General features: G+C 68.9%; 19 protein-coding genes. 11 read left to right on the forward strand and 8 right to left on the reverse strand.

All coding sequences use genetic code 11. The features are described from left to right. Positions 1 to 51 precede the first annotated feature (51 nt). Positions 52 to 1,071 (forward strand): biotin synthase BioB, encoded by a 1,020-nt coding sequence (gene bioB / locus A3OK_RS0109505; protein WP_026597084.1) that lies wholly within the window; start codon positions 52 to 54, stop codon positions 1,069 to 1,071. 3 nt (positions 1,072 to 1,074) lie between these two features. On the opposite strand, the gene A3OK_RS0109510 is transcribed toward bioB, so the two are convergent. The 4 genes from A3OK_RS0109510 to mnmA form a co-directional block, all read right to left on the reverse strand. Continuing rightward, the gene (locus tag A3OK_RS0109510; protein ID WP_051092998.1) at positions 1,075 to 2,535 is read right to left on the reverse strand and encodes a HAMP domain-containing sensor histidine kinase; all 1,461 of its coding nucleotides are present in this window, start codon (positions 2,533 to 2,535) and stop codon (positions 1,075 to 1,077) included. Positions 2,536 to 2,777: 242 nt separating this feature from the next. Next, a complete protein-coding gene (locus A3OK_RS0109515; protein WP_019904639.1) occupies positions 2,778 to 3,560 on the reverse strand; it encodes a VTT domain-containing protein in 783 nt (260 codons plus the stop codon). 22 nt (positions 3,561 to 3,582) lie between these two features. Then, entirely contained in the window at positions 3,583 to 4,233 is a 651-nt protein-coding gene (locus tag A3OK_RS0109520) for a class I SAM-dependent methyltransferase (protein ID WP_019904640.1), read from the reverse strand. Positions 4,234 to 4,283: 50 nt separating this feature from the next. Beyond that, positions 4,284 to 5,456, reverse strand: a complete 1,173-nt coding sequence (mnmA, locus tag A3OK_RS0109525; protein ID WP_019904641.1) for a tRNA 2-thiouridine(34) synthase MnmA — start codon at positions 5,454 to 5,456, stop codon at positions 4,284 to 4,286. A 270-nt stretch (positions 5,457 to 5,726) separates the two neighbouring features. Here mnmA and A3OK_RS23300 point away from each other — a divergent pair, with 270 nt between their 5' ends. From A3OK_RS23300 to A3OK_RS0109575, 10 genes are all read left to right on the forward strand, one after another. Continuing rightward, positions 5,727 to 7,097: a flagellar hook-length control protein FliK gene (locus A3OK_RS23300; protein ID WP_019904642.1), complete on the forward strand. Its 1,371-nt coding sequence runs from the start codon at positions 5,727 to 5,729 to the stop codon at positions 7,095 to 7,097. A gap of 10 nt (positions 7,098 to 7,107) precedes the next feature. Further along, the gene (locus A3OK_RS0109535; RefSeq protein ID WP_019904643.1) at positions 7,108 to 7,788 is read left to right on the forward strand and encodes a flagellar hook capping FlgD N-terminal domain-containing protein; all 681 of its coding nucleotides are present in this window, start codon (positions 7,108 to 7,110) and stop codon (positions 7,786 to 7,788) included. Positions 7,789 to 7,892: 104 nt separating this feature from the next. Beyond that, positions 7,893 to 8,168: a DUF1153 domain-containing protein gene (locus A3OK_RS0109540; RefSeq protein ID WP_018044452.1), complete on the forward strand. Its 276-nt coding sequence runs from the start codon at positions 7,893 to 7,895 to the stop codon at positions 8,166 to 8,168. 303 nt (positions 8,169 to 8,471) lie between these two features. Then, positions 8,472 to 10,085, forward strand: coding sequence for a flagellar basal-body MS-ring/collar protein FliF (fliF, locus tag A3OK_RS0109545; RefSeq protein WP_019904645.1), 1,614 nt, complete (start codon positions 8,472 to 8,474; stop codon positions 10,083 to 10,085). Positions 10,086 to 10,229: 144 nt separating this feature from the next. Continuing rightward, a complete protein-coding gene (fliG, locus tag A3OK_RS0109550; RefSeq protein WP_245259424.1) occupies positions 10,230 to 11,219 on the forward strand; it encodes a flagellar motor switch protein FliG in 990 nt (329 codons plus the stop codon). Further along, positions 11,216 to 11,803, forward strand: coding sequence for a FliH/SctL family protein (locus A3OK_RS0109555; RefSeq protein WP_019904647.1), 588 nt, complete (start codon positions 11,216 to 11,218; stop codon positions 11,801 to 11,803). Before fliG ends, A3OK_RS0109555 begins: the two co-directional genes overlap by 4 nt. A gap of 52 nt (positions 11,804 to 11,855) precedes the next feature. Continuing rightward, positions 11,856 to 12,200, forward strand: coding sequence for a flagellar motor switch protein FliN (fliN, locus tag A3OK_RS0109560; protein ID WP_019904648.1), 345 nt, complete (start codon positions 11,856 to 11,858; stop codon positions 12,198 to 12,200). A 53-nt stretch (positions 12,201 to 12,253) separates the two neighbouring features. After that, complete coding sequence (locus A3OK_RS0109565; RefSeq protein WP_019904649.1) at positions 12,254 to 13,618, forward strand: sigma-54 dependent transcriptional regulator; 1,365 nt, start codon at positions 12,254 to 12,256, stop codon at positions 13,616 to 13,618. A 144-nt stretch (positions 13,619 to 13,762) separates the two neighbouring features. Then, positions 13,763 to 14,062 (forward strand): (2Fe-2S) ferredoxin domain-containing protein, encoded by a 300-nt coding sequence (locus A3OK_RS0109570; protein WP_245259335.1) that lies wholly within the window; start codon positions 13,763 to 13,765, stop codon positions 14,060 to 14,062. Positions 14,063 to 14,242: 180 nt separating this feature from the next. Further along, positions 14,243 to 15,358 (forward strand): lysylphosphatidylglycerol synthase domain-containing protein, encoded by a 1,116-nt coding sequence (locus A3OK_RS0109575; protein ID WP_019904651.1) that lies wholly within the window; start codon positions 14,243 to 14,245, stop codon positions 15,356 to 15,358. A gap of 49 nt (positions 15,359 to 15,407) precedes the next feature. Here the strand turns inward: A3OK_RS0109575 and A3OK_RS0109580 are convergent, their stop codons facing one another. The 4 genes from A3OK_RS0109580 to mltG form a co-directional block, all read right to left on the reverse strand. Further along, positions 15,408 to 15,806, reverse strand: coding sequence for a glyoxalase superfamily protein (locus tag A3OK_RS0109580; RefSeq protein WP_019904652.1), 399 nt, complete (start codon positions 15,804 to 15,806; stop codon positions 15,408 to 15,410). Between the two features lie 13 nt (positions 15,807 to 15,819). Then, complete coding sequence (gmk, locus tag A3OK_RS0109585) at positions 15,820 to 16,473, reverse strand: guanylate kinase (RefSeq protein ID WP_019904653.1); 654 nt, start codon at positions 16,471 to 16,473, stop codon at positions 15,820 to 15,822. Positions 16,474 to 16,485: 12 nt separating this feature from the next. Further along, on the reverse strand, positions 16,486 to 17,364 hold the full coding sequence (locus A3OK_RS0109590; protein ID WP_019904654.1) for a YicC/YloC family endoribonuclease: 879 nt from the start codon (positions 17,362 to 17,364) through the stop codon (positions 16,486 to 16,488). 149 nt (positions 17,365 to 17,513) lie between these two features. Then, the gene (gene mltG / locus A3OK_RS0109595; RefSeq protein ID WP_026597086.1) at positions 17,514 to 18,893 is read right to left on the reverse strand and encodes an endolytic transglycosylase MltG; all 1,380 of its coding nucleotides are present in this window, start codon (positions 18,891 to 18,893) and stop codon (positions 17,514 to 17,516) included. Positions 18,894 to 18,910: the final 17 nt, after the last annotated feature.

Below are 18,910 nucleotides of genomic sequence, written 5' to 3' on the forward strand. Positions count from 1 at the left end.
CATGCAGCGGCCCGGCTTGATTTTCCCGGCGAGATTCGCCTCATGGGGGCCATGACCGAGACCGTGGCCGCCCTCGCCCCCTTCCCCGCGACCGAGATCGCTGCGATCCGCCACGATTGGACCGTGGCCGAGATCCAGGCGATCCACGACCTGCCGCTGCTCGACCTCGTGTTCCGGGCGGCGCAGGTCCATCGCGCCCATAACGATCCGGCCGACATCCAGCGCGCCAGCCTCCTGTCGATCAAGACCGGCGCCTGCCCCGAGGATTGCGCCTATTGCCCGCAATCGGCGCATCACAAGGGCACCGACCTGCCGCGCGAGCGCCTGATGCCGGTGGACACGGTGCTGAAGGAAGCCGCTGCCGCGAAGGCCGCCGGCGCTCACCGCTTCTGCATGGGCGCCGCCTGGCGCCAGCCCAAGGACGGACCGGAATTCGATGCCGTCCTGTCGATGGTGCGCGGTGTCCGTGGCCTCGGGATGGAGGCCTGCGTCACGCTCGGCATGCTCACCCCCTCGCAGGCGGGTCGTCTCGCCGAGGCCGGGCTGACCTCCTACAACCACAACCTCGATACCGGCCCCGACTTCTACGGCGACATCATCTCGACGCGGACCTACGAAGACCGCCTGAACACCCTGCAGAACGTGCGCGATGCCGGGATCGGCGTCTGCTGCGGCGGCATCGTCGGCATGGGCGAGGGCGTGAAGGATCGCGCGGCGATGCTCCAGGTGCTCGCCACCCACGCTCCCCATCCCGAGAGCGTTCCGATCAACGCGCTGGTGGCCGTGGAGGGCACGCCCCTCGAAGATCGGCCGCCGGTGGACCCGCTCGATCTCGTGCGCATGTGCGCGACGGCGCGGATCGTGATGCCGAAGGCCCGCGTGCGCCTCAGCGCCGGCCGCAAGGACCTGACTCGCGAAGCGCAGATCCTGTGCTTTATGGCCGGCGCCAACTCGATCTTCTACGGCGAGCGCCTGCTCACCACGGCCAATAACGAGACCGATGCTGACGCCGAACTGCTCCGCGACATCGGCATCACCGTGCCGGGGCTGACCCTCGCCGCCGCGGAATAGACCTCAGAGCGAGGACGGCGCGCGGTCCGGGATCACGATCCGGAAGCGGGCGCCCTCCCCGTCCTCCGTCTGATCGAGGGTGAGGCTGCCGCCCTGGAACTGGATCAGCTCGGCGGCGATCGGCAGCCCGAGTCCGGTTCCGCCCGCCCGCATCGACCCCTCGAAGGGCGAGAACAGGTTCGCCCTCGCCCGTTCGGGAAGTCCCGGTCCGTTATCCGAGATCACGACCGTCACCTGTCCCGCCCCGAACCGGCCCTGACGCGTGGCCCGGATCTCGATGACCGGGTCGGGCGTCCGGGTGCTGTCCGCGCTCAGGGCCTGGACGGCGTTGCGCACGATGTTGGCGAGTGCCCGCGAGAACTGATCGGGATCGACCTCCACCTCGAGATCCCGCCCGCAGACCACGCGAATCGTCACCCGTGACGCATCGTCGAGCCTGGACAGGTCGGATTGCTCGTCGAGCAGCGGCGCGAGCCTCACCTTCCGCCGCTGCGGCACGGCCTCCGTCGCCCTCCCATAGGCCAGCGTCTCCTCGCAGAAGCGGATCGCCCGGCCGAGGGTCGCGAGCAGTCGGGGGGCGATGCGCTGGACCGCCGGGTCGGGCACCGTTTCGAGCCGGTCGCCGAGGAGCTGCGCGGTGGTGAGCAGGTTGCGCAGTTCGTGGTTGATCTTGCTCACCGACAGGCCGAGTTCGGCGAGACGGCGCTTCTGGCGGAGCTCGTTGGCGAGCGCGCTCTCCATGCGGGCAAGGGCCACCTCCGCATGGCCGATCTCGTCGGTTCTGCGCGAGGGCGTGATGATGCGGTCGCTGCCCTGCGGATCGTCCGCGAATTCCGTGATGTTGCGGGCGAGACGCCGGACCGGACGCACGATGATCCGCTGCAGCATCAGGAAGACGAGGCCGGCGACGGCCGCGGCGATCGCCAGCGACGACAGCAGCAGACGGCCGGCGAAGTCGATCAGCGCCTCGCGCAAGGGCGCTTCGTCGATGAGGATCTCGACGAGGTCGAACCCGTCGCGCCCGTGGCCGACCACCCGGATCGGCGCGGTATTTTCGGTGAAGACGGTGTTCCACGCCCCCCCGATGGAGGCGACCCAATCGTGCGAGCGCAGGTCGACGAGGCCCGAGACTTCCGAGGGCATCGCCTCCACCGCGAGGAGACGGCGTGTCCCGTCGCCGCGCACCGCGATGGCCCTGGCGCCGACGCCTTTCAGGAGATGCCGCGCGAGATCCTCCGAGACGCGCTGGTCGGGCGAAGCGTCGAGGACCAGGGCGGCGATCTGGGCGGCGGCGATGCGGTCCGACAGCCATATCCGCCGGTAATTCGCCACGGTCGGCACGTAGATCAGGATTTCGACCAGCGCGACGAAGGCGATGGTGACGAGGAACAGGCGGCCCGACAGGCCGAGATGGCGGACGATTCCCCTCCGCGTCTCCGCCTGGACGGCAATAGGCGCCTCCATGCCGGCGCGCGGCGTCGCGTCCATCACGGGTCCCCGATCATCCATGGTCCCGGGCTTCTTCGCGCGTCCCGGTTTTTCCGGCGCGGCTCCGAGCCCCGACCGTCATTCCGCACTCTCGATGCCCGGCAGGAATACGCGCCGGGACAGTTTTGCAAGGCAGTCTTGCAAAACAGTTCTACAAGACGACCTCGCATGACGGTTACGCTCCGGGCGCGCGCCCGTCGAGTACCCGATTTCAGGGATCATGCCGCACCGGCTCGTCTGCGGGCGAACCGGCGCCTGAGGCCGATCGAGAGAAGGGCGAAGGCGGCGAGGCTGCCGAGGCCGGCGACCGTCTTGACGGTGACGAGCGACCGCAGGGATAGGGCTTCGTCGCAGGCCGTGGCGCCGCTCGCGAGGCAGGCGGCCTTGGCCGCCTCGTTGGCCGCGACGACATCCTCGATCGCCGATCCGGCCGTGGCATAGACGAAGGCGCCGGGCATCAGGCCGAGAAAGGTGGCGGTGACGAAGATCCGCAAGGACACGCCGAACGCCGCCGGGGCGAGGTTCGTCATCCAGAAGGGGAAGATCGGCAGCAGCCTCAGGACGAGGATGTAGCCGAAGGCGTCGTCGCGAAATCCCGCGGCGAGGCGGGCGAGACGCGGCCCGGCGCGGGCCAGGAGGAGGTCCGAGACCGGCCCCCGGCCGATGACGAAGACGATGGCCGCCCCCGTCGTCGCCGAGACGAGGGCGATGCCCGCGCCGGTGGTCACGCCGAACAGGAAACCGCACAGGATCGTCAGCACCAGCGAGGCCGGCACCGACACGATCACGCAGCCGACATAGATCAGTCCCGCGATCGCGATGGCGCGGTGCCGGTCCTGGGCCACCGCCTCGACCAGCCAGGCGCGATAGGACAGCAGGCGGTCGAGGCTGAGGAGATGCGAGGCGCCCGAGACGAGGACGCCCAGCGAGATCGCGATCAGCGCGAGAACGGGCAGCCACCGCAGGACGCGGCGGACGGAACCGCGCGATGGGCGCGTCATGGCCCGTTTTCGCCGCGCCGGATTAGCCGGCCTTCCGCATCCGGAGGATCTTGAAGAAGCCGCCCGGGAAGGTCGGCGAGACGCCGATGAACTCGACGCCGTTGCGCTGTGCCCAGGCCTCGATCCGCGTCGACTTGAAGGCCGAGGACCAGCCGATCTTGGTGCAGAGCGGCGCCACGATCTCCTCGACCTTGGCGACGGCGCCCTTGGTCTGGCCGAAATGGTTGGCGAGCACGATCTCGCCGCCCGGACGCACCACACGGAGGAATTCCGACAGCGCGGCCTCGGGGTCCGGGACCAGGGTGATGAGGAACTGGGCGACCACCGCGTCGAAGCTGGCATCGGCATAGCCGAGGCGACATACATCCATCACCTGAAGGCCGCGGACATGGCTGAGCCGGCGGCGCAGCACCTTGGTGCGGGCGCGTTTCAGCATGTCCTCGGAGAGATCGACGCCGCAGACGAAGCTGCCGGCTGGATAATAGCCGAGGGACAGGCCGGTGCCGACGCCCGCCTCGAGGATGCGCGGCCCGCAGGCGGTCGCGGCCATCACCGCGTCGCGGGCGGCGGGCTCGGTGAGCTTGTCGTAGACGACGTCATAGACCGGTGCCCAGCGGGCATAGGCCTTGCGCATCAGGGCCGTGCTCGGACCGGCCTGCGGCTCGCTCAGCATATCGTCTCTGGATCCTGCGGATGGGAAGGGTGGTGTCTCGGGCGGCGGTTTCAGGCCGCTCGGATCGATGCGTCTTGCGCCGCTCCGGCTGCCAACGCGTCGATGCGCCGGATGGTGCCGCCGCCGAGCACGCGCGAGCGCGGGTTCTCATCGACGTAGATGACGCAGGCCTGGCCCGGCGAGACGCCGTCCTCCGGCGTGGCGAGAACGATCTCGGCGCTCGCTCCGCCCGGGGCGAAGGTCAGGAAGGCCGGACGCGGCTCGCGGGTCGAGCGGACGCGGACGGCCACCGGCATGTCCTCGACCTCGCCGAACGGCGCTTCACCGAGCCAGTTCAGGTCGTCGAGGCGGATGCGGCTGGTGGCGAGGGCCGAGCGCGGGCCGACCACCACGCGGGCCGATGACGGTTCCAGCCGGATCACGTAGAGTGGTTCGCCGACGGCGAGGCGAAGGCCCTTCCGCTGGCCGACCGTGTAATGGATGATGCCCTCGTGCTGGCCGAGCACGCGGCCGTCGAGATCGACGATGTCGCCCGCGCGCGCCGCATCCGGCCGCAGCTTGGCGATCACGTCGGCGTAGCGCCCCTGCGGCACGAAGCAGATGTCCTGGCTGTCGGCCTTCTCGGCGATGGCGAGGCCGAGTTCGCGGGCGAGGCGCCGCGTCTCGTCCTTGGGCAGTTCGCCGAGGGGAAAGCGCAGGAAATCGAGCTGCTCGCGCGTCGTCGCGTAGAGGAAGTAGCTCTGGTCGCGGGCCGGATCGAGGGCGCGGTAGAGGCCGCGACCGCCCGATTCCAGGGGCCGGCTCGCCACGTAATGGCCGGTGGCCAGCACGTCGGCATCGAGGTCGCGTGCCGTAGCGAGAAGATCGCGAAACTTGATCGAGCGGTTGCACTCGACGCACGGGATCGGCGTCTCGCCGGCGAGATAGCTCTCCGCGAAACGGTCGATCACCGATTCCCGGAACCGGTCCTCGTAATCGAGCACGTAGTGCGGGATGCCCAGGGTCTCGGCCACGCGGCGCGCGTCGTGGATGTCCTGCCCGGCGCAGCATGCGCCCTTGCGATGGACCGCAGCGCCGTGATCGTAGAGCTGGAGCGTGATCCCGACGACATCGTAGCCCTGCTGCTTCAGCAGGCCGGCCACGACGGACGAATCCACGCCGCCGGACATGGCGACGACGACACGCGTCTCGTGCGGGGCCTTGGGTAGGTCGAGGGAGTTCATCACGTCACGGGTTCGCCGGCAGGCCGCAATGCCCGCTCACGCCGAGTCTATAGCGATCCTGACGCCGAACTTCCAGGCGCGCCGGGGTCGCCCGTTCCCGCACCTCGGAGCGTCGTGCCCGGCAGATCTTGCCGGGTCACGGCCGTTTCCGCCGAGCCGCGCCGTGACGATCCCTCTGTCCATAAAAATTATCGTTCTCCGTCAAGGCTTTGCGCAAAGCGGCATCTGGCTCGGACCTTGCGCGGAGAGGGTCAGAGGAGAGTGTGCCTGATGGCCCTGACGTCGACCAAGATGGAGTATCCGGTGCGCTCCGCGACCATGACGGCCGCGCGTCCCGCCACGACCTCCCGACTCGACGCGACGAGCCGCGAAGCCTTCGCCGTTCTGGAGCGCGACCCGGCCCCGGCAGCGCGCCGACCACTGGATGTGCCGCGCGAGCAGGCTCAAAGGGCCATGCCGCGTCGGGAGGCGGAACCGAAACCGGCCGAGCGGGAGGCTCGTCCCGAGCGCGAGGCTGCTGCGCCCAGGCCGGCCGATTCCGCGTCGAAGGCCAAGCGGGCCACCGAATCGAACGCCCCATCATCGGGAGAGGCGACACGGCCTGCTCCCGCCCCGGCGAAGGCTGACGCAGGGCCCTCCCCCGCTGTCCCTCAGGCGGTAAAGGTCCAGGCGCCCGCCCCGAATGCCGCGATGGGAGCGCCCGTCACGGTCCAGGCGCAGGCTGCTCAGGAAGCCGGTGCGGTCGTGGGAACACCGGGCGAGACCGAGGACACGGAGGTTTCCGCGGACGAGACCGACGGCGAGACCTCGGACAAGTCGGCCCTGGCGGAGGCGCCTGCGGTGCTGCCGGGTCTACTCATCGCGCCGCCTCCGGCGAATGCAGCCACGATCCAGGCCCGGACCGGCACATTCTCGCCGGGTGCGGGCGAAGCCGCCCCGGCCCACGTCTTCGGGCCGTCGGGTAGCGCCGCCCAGCAGGCCGCCCAGCAGAATGTGGTGCCCGTCGTCGAAACCGATGCGAAGGTGGCATCCGATGGCGATGCGTCGGTCGGCAAGGCCTTCGAGGCGCTCGCGCCGGTCGCGACCGCCTCCTTCGGTGATTTCGTCGCCGCTGCGCCGACCGCTTCCGCATCCGCGCCGGCCGCGAACGCCGTCGCACCGACCCCCGATTCCGGCGCCGCACCGACTCAGGCTCAATCCGCGCCGGTGCCGCTCGGCGCGGTGCCGATGACGATCGGGTTGCGGTCGCTCGCCGGGTCGAACCGGTTCGAGATCCGCCTCGATCCCAAGGATCTCGGGCGGATCGACGTCAATCTCGATATCGACAAGGACAACGGCACCGTCACCGCCCATCTGGTGGTCGACCGGCCCGAGACCCTGGCGCTTCTCCAGCGCGATGCCGGCAATCTCCAGCAGGCCCTGTCGCAGGCCGGCTTCGATACCGGCGACACCAGCATCAACCTGTCCCTGCGCAGCGATACCGGCTCCGACGGACGCCGCGGCACCGAGCAGGAGGGCGGAAGCGGCCGCGGAGGCCCCTCCGGCGGACCCGGTTCCGACCTGAAAGACCCACGCCCGTCCATCGATGCCATGCCGCTGCGAATGCTGCGCGGCCTCGCCTGCATCGACATCCGTATCTGAGGAGAGCGCCATGACATCCGGCATCACGGGAACCACGAGCACGTCCTCGACGTCCAGCACGAAGACGGCCACCGGCACCTCGCAGGAGATCGCCGGCAATTTCCAGCAGTTCCTCACCCTGCTGACGACGCAGCTGAAGAACCAGAACCCGCTCGATCCGCTGGACACCAACCAGTTCACGCAGCAGCTCGTGCAATATGCCGGCGTCGAACAGCAGCTGAAATCGAACGACCGGCTGGACTCGATCCTCAGCAATTCGAAAGCGGCAAGTGCGGCCTCCGCCACGAGCTTCGTCGGTCAGACGGTTACGGCGGATGGGCAGGTCGCCGACCTCAAGGACGGTTCCGCAACCTGGACGCTGACACCGTCGCGGGCCGCCAAGCAGGCGGCGATCACGATCACCGATGCCAAGGGCAACGTGGTCGCGACGCAGACCAAGACCCTCAGCGAAGGTGCACAGAGCTTCACCTGGGATGGGCGGTCCACCTCCGGCTTTACCTCCGCCAATGGCAGCTACTCGATCAAGGTCGATGCCATCGACGCCACCGGGGCCAAGGTCAACGTCGACACCAAAGTCGCCGGAAAGGTCGACGGCGTCGACCTCAGCGGCACGTCGCCGGTCCTGCTGATCGGCAAATTACGGGTGCCGATCTCGAGCGTGCAGAACATCGGAACGGGGTTGTCCACATGATCCTGGAAAAAACGAATCAGATGCAATCGATCCGCTTCAACATATCTTAAGCGGGCGCAAGTAGCTTCCAAGCTCGACAGGTCAGTCGAGTTGTAGAGCGTATCATGACCGAACCAAGCCGCCCGAGAGTCAAGTACGTCATCGGGCCAGATGGCAGTCCGTTGACGATCGCCGATCTTCCGCCGACCACGACCAGAAGATGGGTCATCCGCCGAAAGGCGGAGGTCGTCGCAGCCGTCCGCGGCGGTCTTCTCAGTCTCGAGGAGGCCTGCCAGCGTTATACCCTCACCACTGAGGAATTCCTGAGCTGGCAGTTCTCCATCGACCAGCACGGCCTTGCCGGATTACGTACCACCCGCATCCAGCATTACCGCCACTGACGTCGAAACGGGTCGGCATCCGCGTCGGATGCCGATGGTACCCTTCGACGAATGGTCGTTCCGAACAAAGAACCGCGCCCCTTCCCAGGGCGCGGTTCTTTCGTTTTCGGGGTCCGGCGCGAGAGAGGCGACGTCTGATCAAGTATGTCCGCTCCTGTCGCAGGCCATCGAAAAGGTCGCCCGGCGTCGGCCTTTTTGATCCGCGACACCATTCGTTAACCGGACGCTAACCACGGCCTGGGCAAATTTTGCCGAGCGAGCGCGGCCCATCCGTCGCTCCGGTTCGGGTGGATACGTCGCGTCGTGAAGTCGGTTCTCGAACTGGTGACGAAGTTGGGACCGGCGCGGCTCGCGGCCATGGTGGCCGTGACGCTGACCCTGGTCGGTTTCTTCGCCTTCGTGATCCTGCGGGTGTCGAAGCCCGATATGGGCGTCCTGTTCGCCGACCTGTCGATGCAGGATTCCGGCGCCGTCATCCGCGACCTCGATGCGCGCGGGATCAAATACGAGACGCGCGGCGATGCCGGACAGACCATCCTGGCACCGCGCGCCGACCTGCCGCGCCTGCGCATGGATCTCGCCGGCAAGGGCCTGCCCAGCGCCACAGGCGTCGGCTACGAGATCTTCGACAAGGGCGACGCGTTCTCGTCCACCAACTTCGTCCAGAACGTCAATCACCTGCGCGCCCTGGAGGGTGAACTCGCCCGTTCGATCCGCGCCATCGGCCGGGTCCAGGCGGCGCGCGTCCATCTCGTGATGCCCGAGCGCCGCCTGTTCGAGCGCGACCGCGAAATGCCGAGCGCCGCCATCGTCCTCAAGCTCGTGGGCGACATCGATCCGTCCCAGGTCCGGGCGATCCGCCATCTCGCCGCCTCCGCGGTGGAGGGCCTGAAGCCGGAGCGGATCTCCATCGTCGACGAGCGTGGCCGCCTGCTGGCCGACGGGGCCCGTGGCGCCGAGGCCGAGACCGGCTCCGGCCTGGAGGAGAAGCAGGTCGGGCTCGAGCGCCGCCTGCGGTCGCAGATCGAGGAGATCGTGGCCGGCATCGTCGGCGCCGGCCGCTCGCGGGTTCAGGTCACGGCGGAACTCGACCGGAACCGCATCGAGAGCCGTTCGGAAACCTTCGACCCAGAGAGCAAGGTCGTCCGCTCGACCCAGACCCGCAGCGAAAGCGCGCTCACCGGAGGCGCCGAGGGCGCCGTGACGGTCGGCAACGAACTGCCGGGCGCGACCCAGCAGAGCCAGAATGCCGGACCGAAGGACACGTCCAAGAAGGACGAGGAAACCACGAATTACGAGATTTCCCGCGTCACCAAGACGGTGGTGGAGGAAGGCGGGCGCCTGAAGCGGCTCTCGGTGGCGGTTCTGGTGGACGGCGCCTACGCGCCCGGAGCCGACGGCAAGCCGGTCTACCAGCCGCGCCCGGCCGGCGAGATCGAGCGGATCGCCACCCTGGTCCGCACCGCCATCGGCTTCGACAAGAGCCGCGGCGACCAGGTCGAGGTCGTCAACCTGCGCTTTGCCGAGACACCGGCACCGGCCGAGTTCACCGAGCCTTCCCTCGTCCAGTCGCTGCTGGCCCCGACGAAGGAGGACATCATGCGGGTGGTCGAACTGACCGTCCTGTTCCTTCTGACGGTGATCGTCCTTCTCGCCGTCGTGCGTCCCCTGGTGCGCCGCGTCCTCACCGCCGAACCCGTCCCCGCCATCATGGTCGCGGGGCCGTCGATCTCCACGGGCGATCCGGTCCTCGATCAGATGCTGGCTCCGCGCGACAACCCCACCGCCCGCCTCGTCGACTTCGCGCAGCTCAACGGAAAGGTGCAGGCGGAGACGGTCCAGAGGGTCGTCGACATGGTCCGCAGCAGCCCGAGCGAGACCGTCGAGGTCCTGCGCAACTGGATCCACGACAGTTGAGGGCAAGGGAGACGGAAGCCGCATCCGGCACGGGAGCGGCGGCGACGGGACCAGGACCGGTAACAGCGGAAAGGGATTGAGGGCATGGCCTCGGGGTTGACCATCGGAGCGGATCAGGAGAGCGGCAAGGTCGGCCTGAGCGCCATGACCGGCGCGCAGCGTGCGGCGGCCCTCCTCCTCCTCCTCGGCGAGACCGAAGGGGCGCCGATCTGGCAGATGCTCGACGAGGAAGAGGTGAAGATGGTCTCGCACGCCATGGTCCAGCTCGGCTCGCTGGAAGCCGAGACCGTCGAGCGGCTCATCGTGGATTTCGTCTCGCGGCTCTCGTCCGGCGGCGGCATCACCTCGAATTTCGAGCGGACGGAATCGCTCCTGCTCAAGATCTTTCCGACCGAGCAGGTCTCCTCGATCATGGCGGAGATCAAGGGCGCCTCGGGCAAGCGCGTCTGGGCGAGCCTGACGCAGATCGACCCCGAGATCCTGGCCTCGTTCCTGCGCAACGAATATCCGCAGACCGTCTCCGTGGTGCTGTCGAAGGTGCGACCCGACTACGCCGCCAAGGTTCTGACGATCCTGCCCGAGGATTTCGCCATCGACGTCCTCAACCGGATGCTGCGGATGGAGACGGTGCAGAAGGAGGCCCTGCGCCATATCGAGGAGACCCTCCGCGTCGAGTTCGTCTCCACCATCGCGCAGACGACGCGACGCGATGCGCACGAACTGATGGCGGACGTGTTCAACGCCTTCGACCGCCAGACCGAAGGCCGCTTCCTCGCGGCCCTGGACCAGGCCAATCGCGGCTCGGCCAAGAAGATCCGCCAGCTCATGTTCACCTTCGAGGATCTGCTCAAGCTCGATGCGGGCAGCGTGCAGACGCTGCTGCGCAAGGTCGACAACGACACCCTGTGCCGCGCTCTCAAGGGCGCCGACGAGCGCGTCCGCAACTTCTTCCTGAAGAACATGTCCACCCGCGCGGCCAAGAACATCACCGACGAGATGGGCTCTCTCGGGCCGATCCGCCTCAAGGATGTCGACGAGGCGCAGGCCAAGATGACCGAGCTCGCCAAGGAACTGGCCGAGAAGGGCGAGATCATGATCGCCAAGTCCAGCGGCGAAGAGGAGCTCGTCTATTGAACGCCCGCCGCTTCCTCTTCGACACCGATTTCCGCCCTCGCGACGGCGCGACCGCCTCGCCGAAGGAGGCGGCCGCCCTGGCCGAGGCCGTGGCCCAGGCCCATGCCCGCGGCGTCCAGGAGGGACGCGCCCAGGCGGAAGCCCAGGCCCAGGCCCGCATGGCCGATGCCCTCACCCGCGTCGGTCTCGCCGCGGCCGGCCTCATCGGTCAGGCCGATGCCCGCGATACGGCCCGCGAGGAGGAGGCCCTGGCCTTCGCCGTGTCCCTGGCGCGCCGCATCGCCGGCGATGCCCTCGACACCCAGCCGCTGGCGGCCATCGGCGACGCGGCGCGCGCCGCCCTGCAGCATCTGCGCGGCGTGCCGCATCTCGTGGTCCGCGTGAATGACGGGCTGGTGGACGATGCCGAGGCCCTGGTGAAGGGGCTCGCCCGCGAGCGCGGTTTCGAGGGACGCCTCATCGTCCTCGGCGAGCCCGATCTCGCCCCCGGCGATGCCCGCATGGAATGGGCGGATGGCGGCGTCGTGCGCGACCGCGCCCGCATCGAGGCCGCCGTTCTCGAAGCCATCGGCCACCCTCTCTAATCCTGATCCGTCGACGATCGCCTTCGCCGCGTCCCGAACCTGAAAGCCCACGATGTCCGACGATTTCAGCCTGCCGCAGCTCAATGGTATCGAAGCGTCCTTCGACGGCCTCGGCTCCGAATCGATCCGTGAAGCGCCCACCACCCCGAAGAGCGCCGCCGACCTCGAACAGGTCTTCGACGTGCCCGTGGTGGTCTCGGCCGTGCTCGGCTCGTCGCGCATGCCGATCGGCGATCTGCTGCGGCTACAGCCGGGGGCCGTGCTGGAGCTCGACCGCAAAGTCGGCGAGGCCATCGACATCTTCGTCAACAACCGGCTCGTCGCCCGCGGCGAGGTCGTCCTCGTCGAGGATCGCCTCGGCGTGACGATGACCGAGATCATCAAGAGCGACCACTGATCCCGCCCGCCGCGCTTCGGCGCGAGGCCCCCACCGACACAGGATCCTAGACCATGCGGCTACTCATCATCGGACGCTTGAGCGGCGAACTCGTCACCGCCTCCAAGATCGCCATGAATCGCGGGGCCGCCGTGACCCATGCGGACGGGGTGGCGCAGGGCCTCGCCGTACTGCGCGCCAAGGGCGCCGACCTCGTCATGATCGACGTGGGGCAGCCGATCCGCGAACTCGTCACGGCGCTCGCCGACGAGCGGATCCGTACGCCCGTGGTCGCCTGCGGCGTCGCCACCGATGCCAAGGCGGCGGTCGCCGCGATCCAGGCCGGCGCCCGCGAATACATCCCCCTGCCGCCCGATCCGGAATTGATCGCCGCCGTGCTCCAGGCCGTCTCCGAGGACGGGCGCGCCTTCGTCTGGCGCGACGCTTCCATGGAGAAGGTGGTGAAGCTCGCCGAGCAGGTCGCGCGTTCGGAGGCCTCGGTGCTGATCACCGGCGAGAGCGGCACCGGCAAGGAGGTGCTCGCCCGCCACGTCCATATGAAGTCGACCCGCGCGAGCCGGCCGTTCGTGTCGGTCAATTGCGCCGCGATCCCCGAGGCTCTGCTGGAATCGGAATTGTTCGGCCACGAGAAGGGCGCCTTCACTGGCGCCGTCGCCCGCCGGATCGGCCGGTTCGAGGAGGCCAATGGCGGCACGCTGCTCCTCGACGAGATCTCGGAGATGGATGTCCGACTGCAGTCGAAGCTGCTGCGCGCCCTGCAGGAGCGGGTGATCGACCGGGTCGGCGGCACCGGCTCGGTCAAGGTGGATATCCGGGTGCTCGCCACCTCCAACCGCAACCTCCTCGACGAGGTCCGCAAGGGCACCTTCCGCGAGGATCTGTTCTACCGCCTCAACGTGGTGCACCTGCGCCTGCCGCCGCTGCGCGAGCGCCCGGCCGACATCCTCGAACTGGCCACGCATTTCGCCAAGAAATACGCCGAGGTGAACGGCATGCCAGTCCGTGCCTTGAGCCGTGAGGCGCAAGGCATCATTCGGGAGAACCCCTGGCGCGGCAACGTGCGCGAACTCGAGAACACCCTCCACCGGGCCGTTCTGCTGGCGAGCGGGTCGGAGATCGACGCCGACGCGATCTCGACGCCGGAAGGCGAGTCCTTCGCCCGTTCCGCCGGGCCGGTGGAGCGCGCCGCGCAGGTCGCCGAAGCCGCGACCCGCGGCCTCGTCGGGCGCACGGTGGCGCAGGTGGAATGCGAGCTCATCCTCGACACCCTCGACCATTGCCTCGGCAACCGCACCCATGCCGCCAAGATCCTCGGCATCTCGATCCGCACCCTACGCAACAAGCTCAACGAGTATGTCGATGCCGGCATCAGCGTTGCCGAGCCCGGCGCCGTCCGTGCCGTGGCGGCCTATGGCTAAAGCACCGGGGCCGGGCCAACCGTCGCGCGCCGTTGCCGCTCCCCGCTCCTTTGACTAGGTGAGGGTGTGACGGCGGCCCGTTCCTCGGTTCGCCCGAAACGGGGCGGGCATTCGGATTTGGCAAAGCAGGAGACGAACACCACCGTGCGGACGGCGAAGTCGGGCTATTCCGACATCGTCCTGGTCTGCGCGAAATGCACCAAGCGCGTCGGCCTGAAGAAGGACGAGATCCGGGGCCGTTTGAAGCGCGAGGTCAAGCGGCGCGGCCTCGGCCGGGTGACCCGCGTGGTCTCGACGGGCTGCCTCGGCCCCTGCCCGAAGAAGTTCGTGGCGGTCGCGACCTCGTTCAGCCTGTCGCGCAACCGTATCGTCCTCATCGATCCCGACGGCGACGCCGCGCAGACCCTCGATACGGTCTATCCGGCCGCCCGCAGGTTCGAGTGAAGCGACCTCCGATTTCAGCCCCAATGCCGCGATAGGCCCGGTCCGAGACCGATTTTTCGTGGCGGGCACCATGCCGGATGCGGTAACCGCCGAGCAGACAGGATCGTCGCCCTTGGCGCTCGTCTTTTCCGGAGGCTCAGGCATTTGACCCCCCGCGTCGTGGCACCTCCCCCCGCCCGTATGGGAATCGGACGATCGATCCTGCGCTACCTGCCCGTCCTGGGCACGGTGCTCGGCCTCGTCCTGGCGATCTGGCTGGTGGCGACCCATGATCTCGCCTCGGTGGCCGATGCCTTCGGGCGGATCGGTATCCTCGGTCTCGGCGGCATCGTGCTGATGCGCATCGTCGTCCTGACCCTCTGCGGCGTCGCCTGGGAACGGGTGCTGCACCGCCTCTCGTCCACCGCCGAGGCGGGCGCCTTCCTCATCCTCCGTTTCGTGCGCGACGGGATCAACGTGCTGCTCCCGGTCGCTTCCGTCGGCGGTGACGTGGTCGGCGGGCGTCTCCTCACCTTCTGGGGCGTGCCGGGGAAACTCGCGGCGGCATCGATCCTGGTGGACATGCTGATCCAGGTCAGTACGCAGGCCGTGTTCGTCCTCATCGGCGTCGCACTGCTGATGCAGATGGAGGGCGAGTCTGCCGCCTCCCTCGCGGCCTGGGCGTTGCGGGCGCTGGGCGTCACCGCCGCTCTCCTCGCCGCCTTCTTCGTCTTCCAGCGCAGCCCGTTGATCCTCGGCGTCGAGCGCCGCATCGCCGAACTCGGACGACGCTTCCTGCGCGACGAGGAGGACGCAGCTCCCGACCCTGCGCAGGCTACTTCCGGCTCAGCGCAGGCGGCTTTTGGCTCAGCGCAGGCGACTTGCGCCTCGACCACCGTTTCCGGCGCTGCCGATGCCGGTGTGCACGGCGCACTCGATACGGTCTGGGCACCGAGACGCTGGCCCCTGCTCTTCCAGGGCTTCGTCCTGCACCTGCTCGCCTGGATGCTCGGTGCGGTGGAGATCTGGATCGCGCTGACCTGCATGGGCGTCGAGGGGCTCGGCCCGACCGAGGTGATCGTCATCGAGGCCCTGAGCCAGGCCATCAAATCGGCGGCCTTCCCGGTGCCGAGCGGGCTCGGGGTTCAGGAAGGCGGGTTCGTCCTGGTCGGCGGGCTGTTCGGCATCGATCCCGGCACCGCCATCGCCCTGTCCCTCGCCAAGCGCGTGCCCGACGTGGTGCTCGGATTGCCGTCCCTGATGCTGTGGCAGACCCTGGAAGCCCGGCGCGCCACGGTAATAGCGCCGCGCGTCTGACGACGCCCGCGGGTCTTGCGCGGGGTCGCGGACGAAGGCTGTCGAACGCCTACGGAGACGCCGGAGCCTCGCAGAAGCGGAGGCTGTTGCCGAACGGGTCGGTCACCGTCATCACCAGACCCCAGGGCAGGCTCTCCACCCCCGGCTTGGTGTGCTTGTCGTTCCTGGCGCTCAGTTCCCGCTGGAAGGCATGGATGCCCGCCATCCGGACGAAGGTCGTCGAGCCGGGCGTGGCGTCGCCGTGATGGCCGCTCAGATGCAGGACCAGGCCCGCGCGCGAGACCTGGGCGTAGAGCGGGAAGTTCTCGCGGAAGCGATGCTCCCAATCGAGGGTGAAGCCGAGGAAGCCGAGGTAGAATTCGCGCGCCTTGTCTTCGTCGAAGATACGCAGGATCGGGCAGGTCTGAGCGAAGCGGATGTCGTGGGCGGGGGCGTCCGTCGGCATCATCGCGCTGCGCTCGTCAGGCGATCGTGTCGGGTTCGGCCAGAAGCCCGTCGACGAAGTCGGAGAGCCCCGTGTTCCGGGCGCGCTTCAGGCGTTCGGCCGTGAGGATGCCCTTCAATGCGTGGAATGCGTCGTCGAGATCGTCGTTGACGAGGACGTAATCGTACTCGTTCCAGCGCTGGATCTCGACCCGGGAATTGGCGAGGCGCTTCTCGATGGTCTCCGGCGAATCCTCGGCGCGCCGCTCCAGCCGGTGGCGCAGCTCGGCGAGGCTCGGCGGCAGGATGAACACCGTCACCACGTCCTCGGCGAGCTTCGCCCGCACCTGCCGCGTGCCCTGGTAGTCGATGTCGAAGATCATGTCCCGGCCGGCGCCCAGCACCTTCTCCACCGGACGGCGCGGGGTGCCGTAGAAATTGCCGTGGACCTCGGCCCATTCGAGCAGGTTGTCGGCCCCGCGCAGGGCGTCGAAGGCCTCGCGGTCGATGAAATTGTAGTGCTTGCCGTCGATCTCGGAGGGGCGGCGCTGGCGCGTCGTCACCGAGATCGAGAGGTCGAGCCCCCATTTCGGGTCGCTGGCCACCGCGCGCGTCAACGTGGTCTTTCCCGCCCCCGAGGGCGAGGACAGGATGAGGATGAACCCGCGCCGTCCGATCGTCGTGCCCTGCATGGTGGAAATAACCTACTCGACGTTCTGAACCTGCTCGCGGAATTGCTCCACCACGGCCTTCAAGTCGAGTCCGATCCGTGAAAGTGCGATGTCTCCGGCCTTCGCGCAGAGGGTATTCGCCTCGCGGCCGAGTTCCTGGGCAAGGAAATCGAGCTTGCGGCCGATGGCGCCGCCGGTGCCCAGCAACTCGCCGACGCTGTCGAGATGGGCGCGCAGGCGGTCGAGTTCCTCGCGCACATCGGCCTTGGCGGCGATGAGGACGGCCTCCTGGTGCAGGCGGTCGGGGTCGAGCCCGCCAGCTTCCATCAGCGCGGCGATGCTGGCGGAGAGCCGGGCCTTCACCGCCTCAGGCTGGCGGCCGGGGCAGGTCTCGGCGGCCTCGGTGAGGCGGGACATGGCGACGAGCTGGCCCTCAATGATGGCGCGCAGCTGGCGCCCCTCGGCGCGGCGCGCCTCCACGAGGTCGGCCACGAGCCGGACCACGCCCTCGGCGAGGTCGTGGGCGAGGCTGTCGGATTCCGCCGCCGGCTCCTCCTCGGATTCGATGACGCCGCGGATGCCGAGCAACCCGTCGAGGGAGGCCGGGGCGAGGCCCTCCGGGCGCGGCACGCGGGCGGTGGCGGCGGCGAGTTCGGCCAGCAGCGCCTCGTTGATGCGCACCCGCGCCCTGGCCTCGGGCCGGGTGAGGTTGAGCGAGAGCTGGCACTGGCCTCGGGCGAGGGTCTTCTGCAGGGCGGTGCGGGCCACCTCCCCCAGGGCTTCGAGGCCGTTCGGCACGCGCAGGCGCACGTCGAGCCCTCGGCCGTTCACGCTGCGGACCTCCCAGGCCCATTGCACCGGGCCAGTTGTGCCGTTGGCGCGGGCAAAACCCGTCATGCTGGAGAGGATCATGGCGTCATACCGTGGTCGAGCGCGCGCGGTCTTTTCCCCTTGCGGGGATGGACCGGGATAGGAAAGGTCGAGCCGGCCCGGTGAAGGGTCACCCGACACCCCACCTGCAAGCTCCTCCCCGCGAGTGAGAGGAGAGAGGCCGTCCCGGTCTATTGCGGCTTCAGCGCCGGGACGCTCTTGGCCGAGTTCAGGTCGAAGGTCTTGTTGCGCAGCGGGTCGAGCCGCGTGCCCTCCGAGGCGTCGAAGGCCTTCGGGCGCGGGGCCGAGGGGTCGGGGGCGCTGCCGGCGAAGTTGGTGCCGTCCGGCGCGTAGGCCGAGGCCCGGCCCGGCACGCCCGACGGATCGGCCGGCGGGTCCGCCTTGTCCACGGGGGCCGCGGCGTCGGTCGGCGTCTCCTTGCGGGCGCGCTCGACCTGACGCCAGCGGGCGACGTTGCGGGAATGGCCTTCCAGGCTGTCGGCGAAGGCATGGCCGCCGGTGCCGTCGGCGACGAAGTAGAGATCCTTGGTGCGCGAGGGGTTGGCGACGGCCTCGAGCGCGGCGCGGCCGGGATTGGCGATCGGGCCCGGCGGCAGGCCTTCGATGACGTAGGTGTTGTAGGGCGTCGCCCGGTCGATCTCGGAGCGCTGGATGCCGCGCCCCAGCGTGCCGCGCCCGCCCACCAGGCCGTAGACGATGGTGGGGTCCGATTGCAGCTTCATCCGCTTGTTGAGGCGGTTGACGAAGACGCCGGCCACGCGCGGGCGCTCGTCGGCCCGGCCGGTCTCCTTCTCGACGATGGAGGCCAGCGTCACCATCTCGGCCGGGGTCTTCACCGGGATCTCGGCCGAGCGGCGCAGCCAGATCTGGTTCAGCACCTCGCGCTGCTTGGCGCGCATCAGGTTGACGATCTGCTGGCGGGTGGCGCCGCGCTCGAACTTGTAGGTGTCGGGCAGGAGCGAGCCCTCGGGCGGGATCTCGTTGACGTCACCGGTGAGGATGTCGTTCTCGTTGAGCCGCATCACGATCTGTTCGCTGGTCAGCCCCTCGGGGAAGGTGACGGCGTGCTGCACCTGGCGGCCGGTGGCCAGGGTGTCGATCGTGTCGGAGATGCTGGCATGGGCCTTGAACGTGTACTCGCCGGCCTTCAGCGCCTTGCCCGAGAAGCGGGAGGCCCATTCGAACAGGGCGGTGTGGCTGATGACGCCCTCGCGGTTCAGCGCGTCGGCGATCTCGGAGGTGCCGCTGCGGGGCGGGATGACCACGACCTTGTCGGCGGAGAGCGGGCCGGGCTCGCGGATCTGGCGGTCGAACAGGGTGACGCCGATCATCGCGGCGATGGCGAGGACGACGGAGGCGGTAAGCAGGCCGCTGATCGTGCTCAGCAGGCCGCCGCGCTCGCGCTGGGGGCGGTCCGGCGGGGGCGGCGCGGCCGTGGGCTTGATCGCCTCGCTCGGGCTGCGCGGGGAGGCCCGGTTCAGCTGTGCCGGCTCGTCGGACGGGACCGGGATCGGCGCCGGGTCCGGATTTTTGCGCTTGCGGAAGAACATGGACATCCTGTTCGGGC

The sequence above is a fragment of the Methylobacterium sp. 77 genome (genome assembly GCF_000372825.1).
Lineage (GTDB): Bacteria > Pseudomonadota > Alphaproteobacteria > Rhizobiales > Beijerinckiaceae > Methylobacterium.

Excerpts from the sequence above, each read along its gene's own strand:
- bioB (WP_026597084.1), top strand. The coding sequence starts at position 52 with ATGACCGAGACCGTGGCCGCCCTCGCCCCCTTCCCCGCGACCGAGATC.
- A3OK_RS0109510 (WP_051092998.1), bottom strand. The coding sequence starts at position 2,535 with ATGGAGGCGCCTATTGCCGTCCAGGCGGAGACGCGGAGGGGAATCGTC.
- A3OK_RS0109515 (WP_019904639.1), bottom strand. The coding sequence starts at position 3,560 with ATGACGCGCCCATCGCGCGGTTCCGTCCGCCGCGTCCTGCGGTGGCTG.
- A3OK_RS0109520 (WP_019904640.1), bottom strand. The coding sequence starts at position 4,233 with ATGCTGAGCGAGCCGCAGGCCGGTCCGAGCACGGCCCTGATGCGCAAG.
- mnmA (WP_019904641.1), bottom strand. The coding sequence starts at position 5,456 with ATGAACTCCCTCGACCTACCCAAGGCCCCGCACGAGACGCGTGTCGTC.
- A3OK_RS23300 (WP_019904642.1), top strand. The coding sequence starts at position 5,727 with ATGGCCCTGACGTCGACCAAGATGGAGTATCCGGTGCGCTCCGCGACC.
- A3OK_RS0109535 (WP_019904643.1), top strand. The coding sequence starts at position 7,108 with ATGACATCCGGCATCACGGGAACCACGAGCACGTCCTCGACGTCCAGC.
- A3OK_RS0109540 (WP_018044452.1), top strand. The coding sequence starts at position 7,893 with ATGACCGAACCAAGCCGCCCGAGAGTCAAGTACGTCATCGGGCCAGAT.
- fliG (WP_245259424.1), top strand. The coding sequence starts at position 10,230 with ATGACCGGCGCGCAGCGTGCGGCGGCCCTCCTCCTCCTCCTCGGCGAG.
- fliN (WP_019904648.1), top strand. The coding sequence starts at position 11,856 with ATGTCCGACGATTTCAGCCTGCCGCAGCTCAATGGTATCGAAGCGTCC.
- A3OK_RS0109565 (WP_019904649.1), top strand. The coding sequence starts at position 12,254 with ATGCGGCTACTCATCATCGGACGCTTGAGCGGCGAACTCGTCACCGCC.
- A3OK_RS0109575 (WP_019904651.1), top strand. The coding sequence starts at position 14,243 with ATGGGAATCGGACGATCGATCCTGCGCTACCTGCCCGTCCTGGGCACG.
- A3OK_RS0109580 (WP_019904652.1), bottom strand. The coding sequence starts at position 15,806 with ATGATGCCGACGGACGCCCCCGCCCACGACATCCGCTTCGCTCAGACC.
- gmk (WP_019904653.1), bottom strand. The coding sequence starts at position 16,473 with ATGCAGGGCACGACGATCGGACGGCGCGGGTTCATCCTCATCCTGTCC.
- A3OK_RS0109590 (WP_019904654.1), bottom strand. The coding sequence starts at position 17,364 with ATGATCCTCTCCAGCATGACGGGTTTTGCCCGCGCCAACGGCACAACT.
- mltG (WP_026597086.1), bottom strand. The coding sequence starts at position 18,893 with ATGTTCTTCCGCAAGCGCAAAAATCCGGACCCGGCGCCGATCCCGGTC.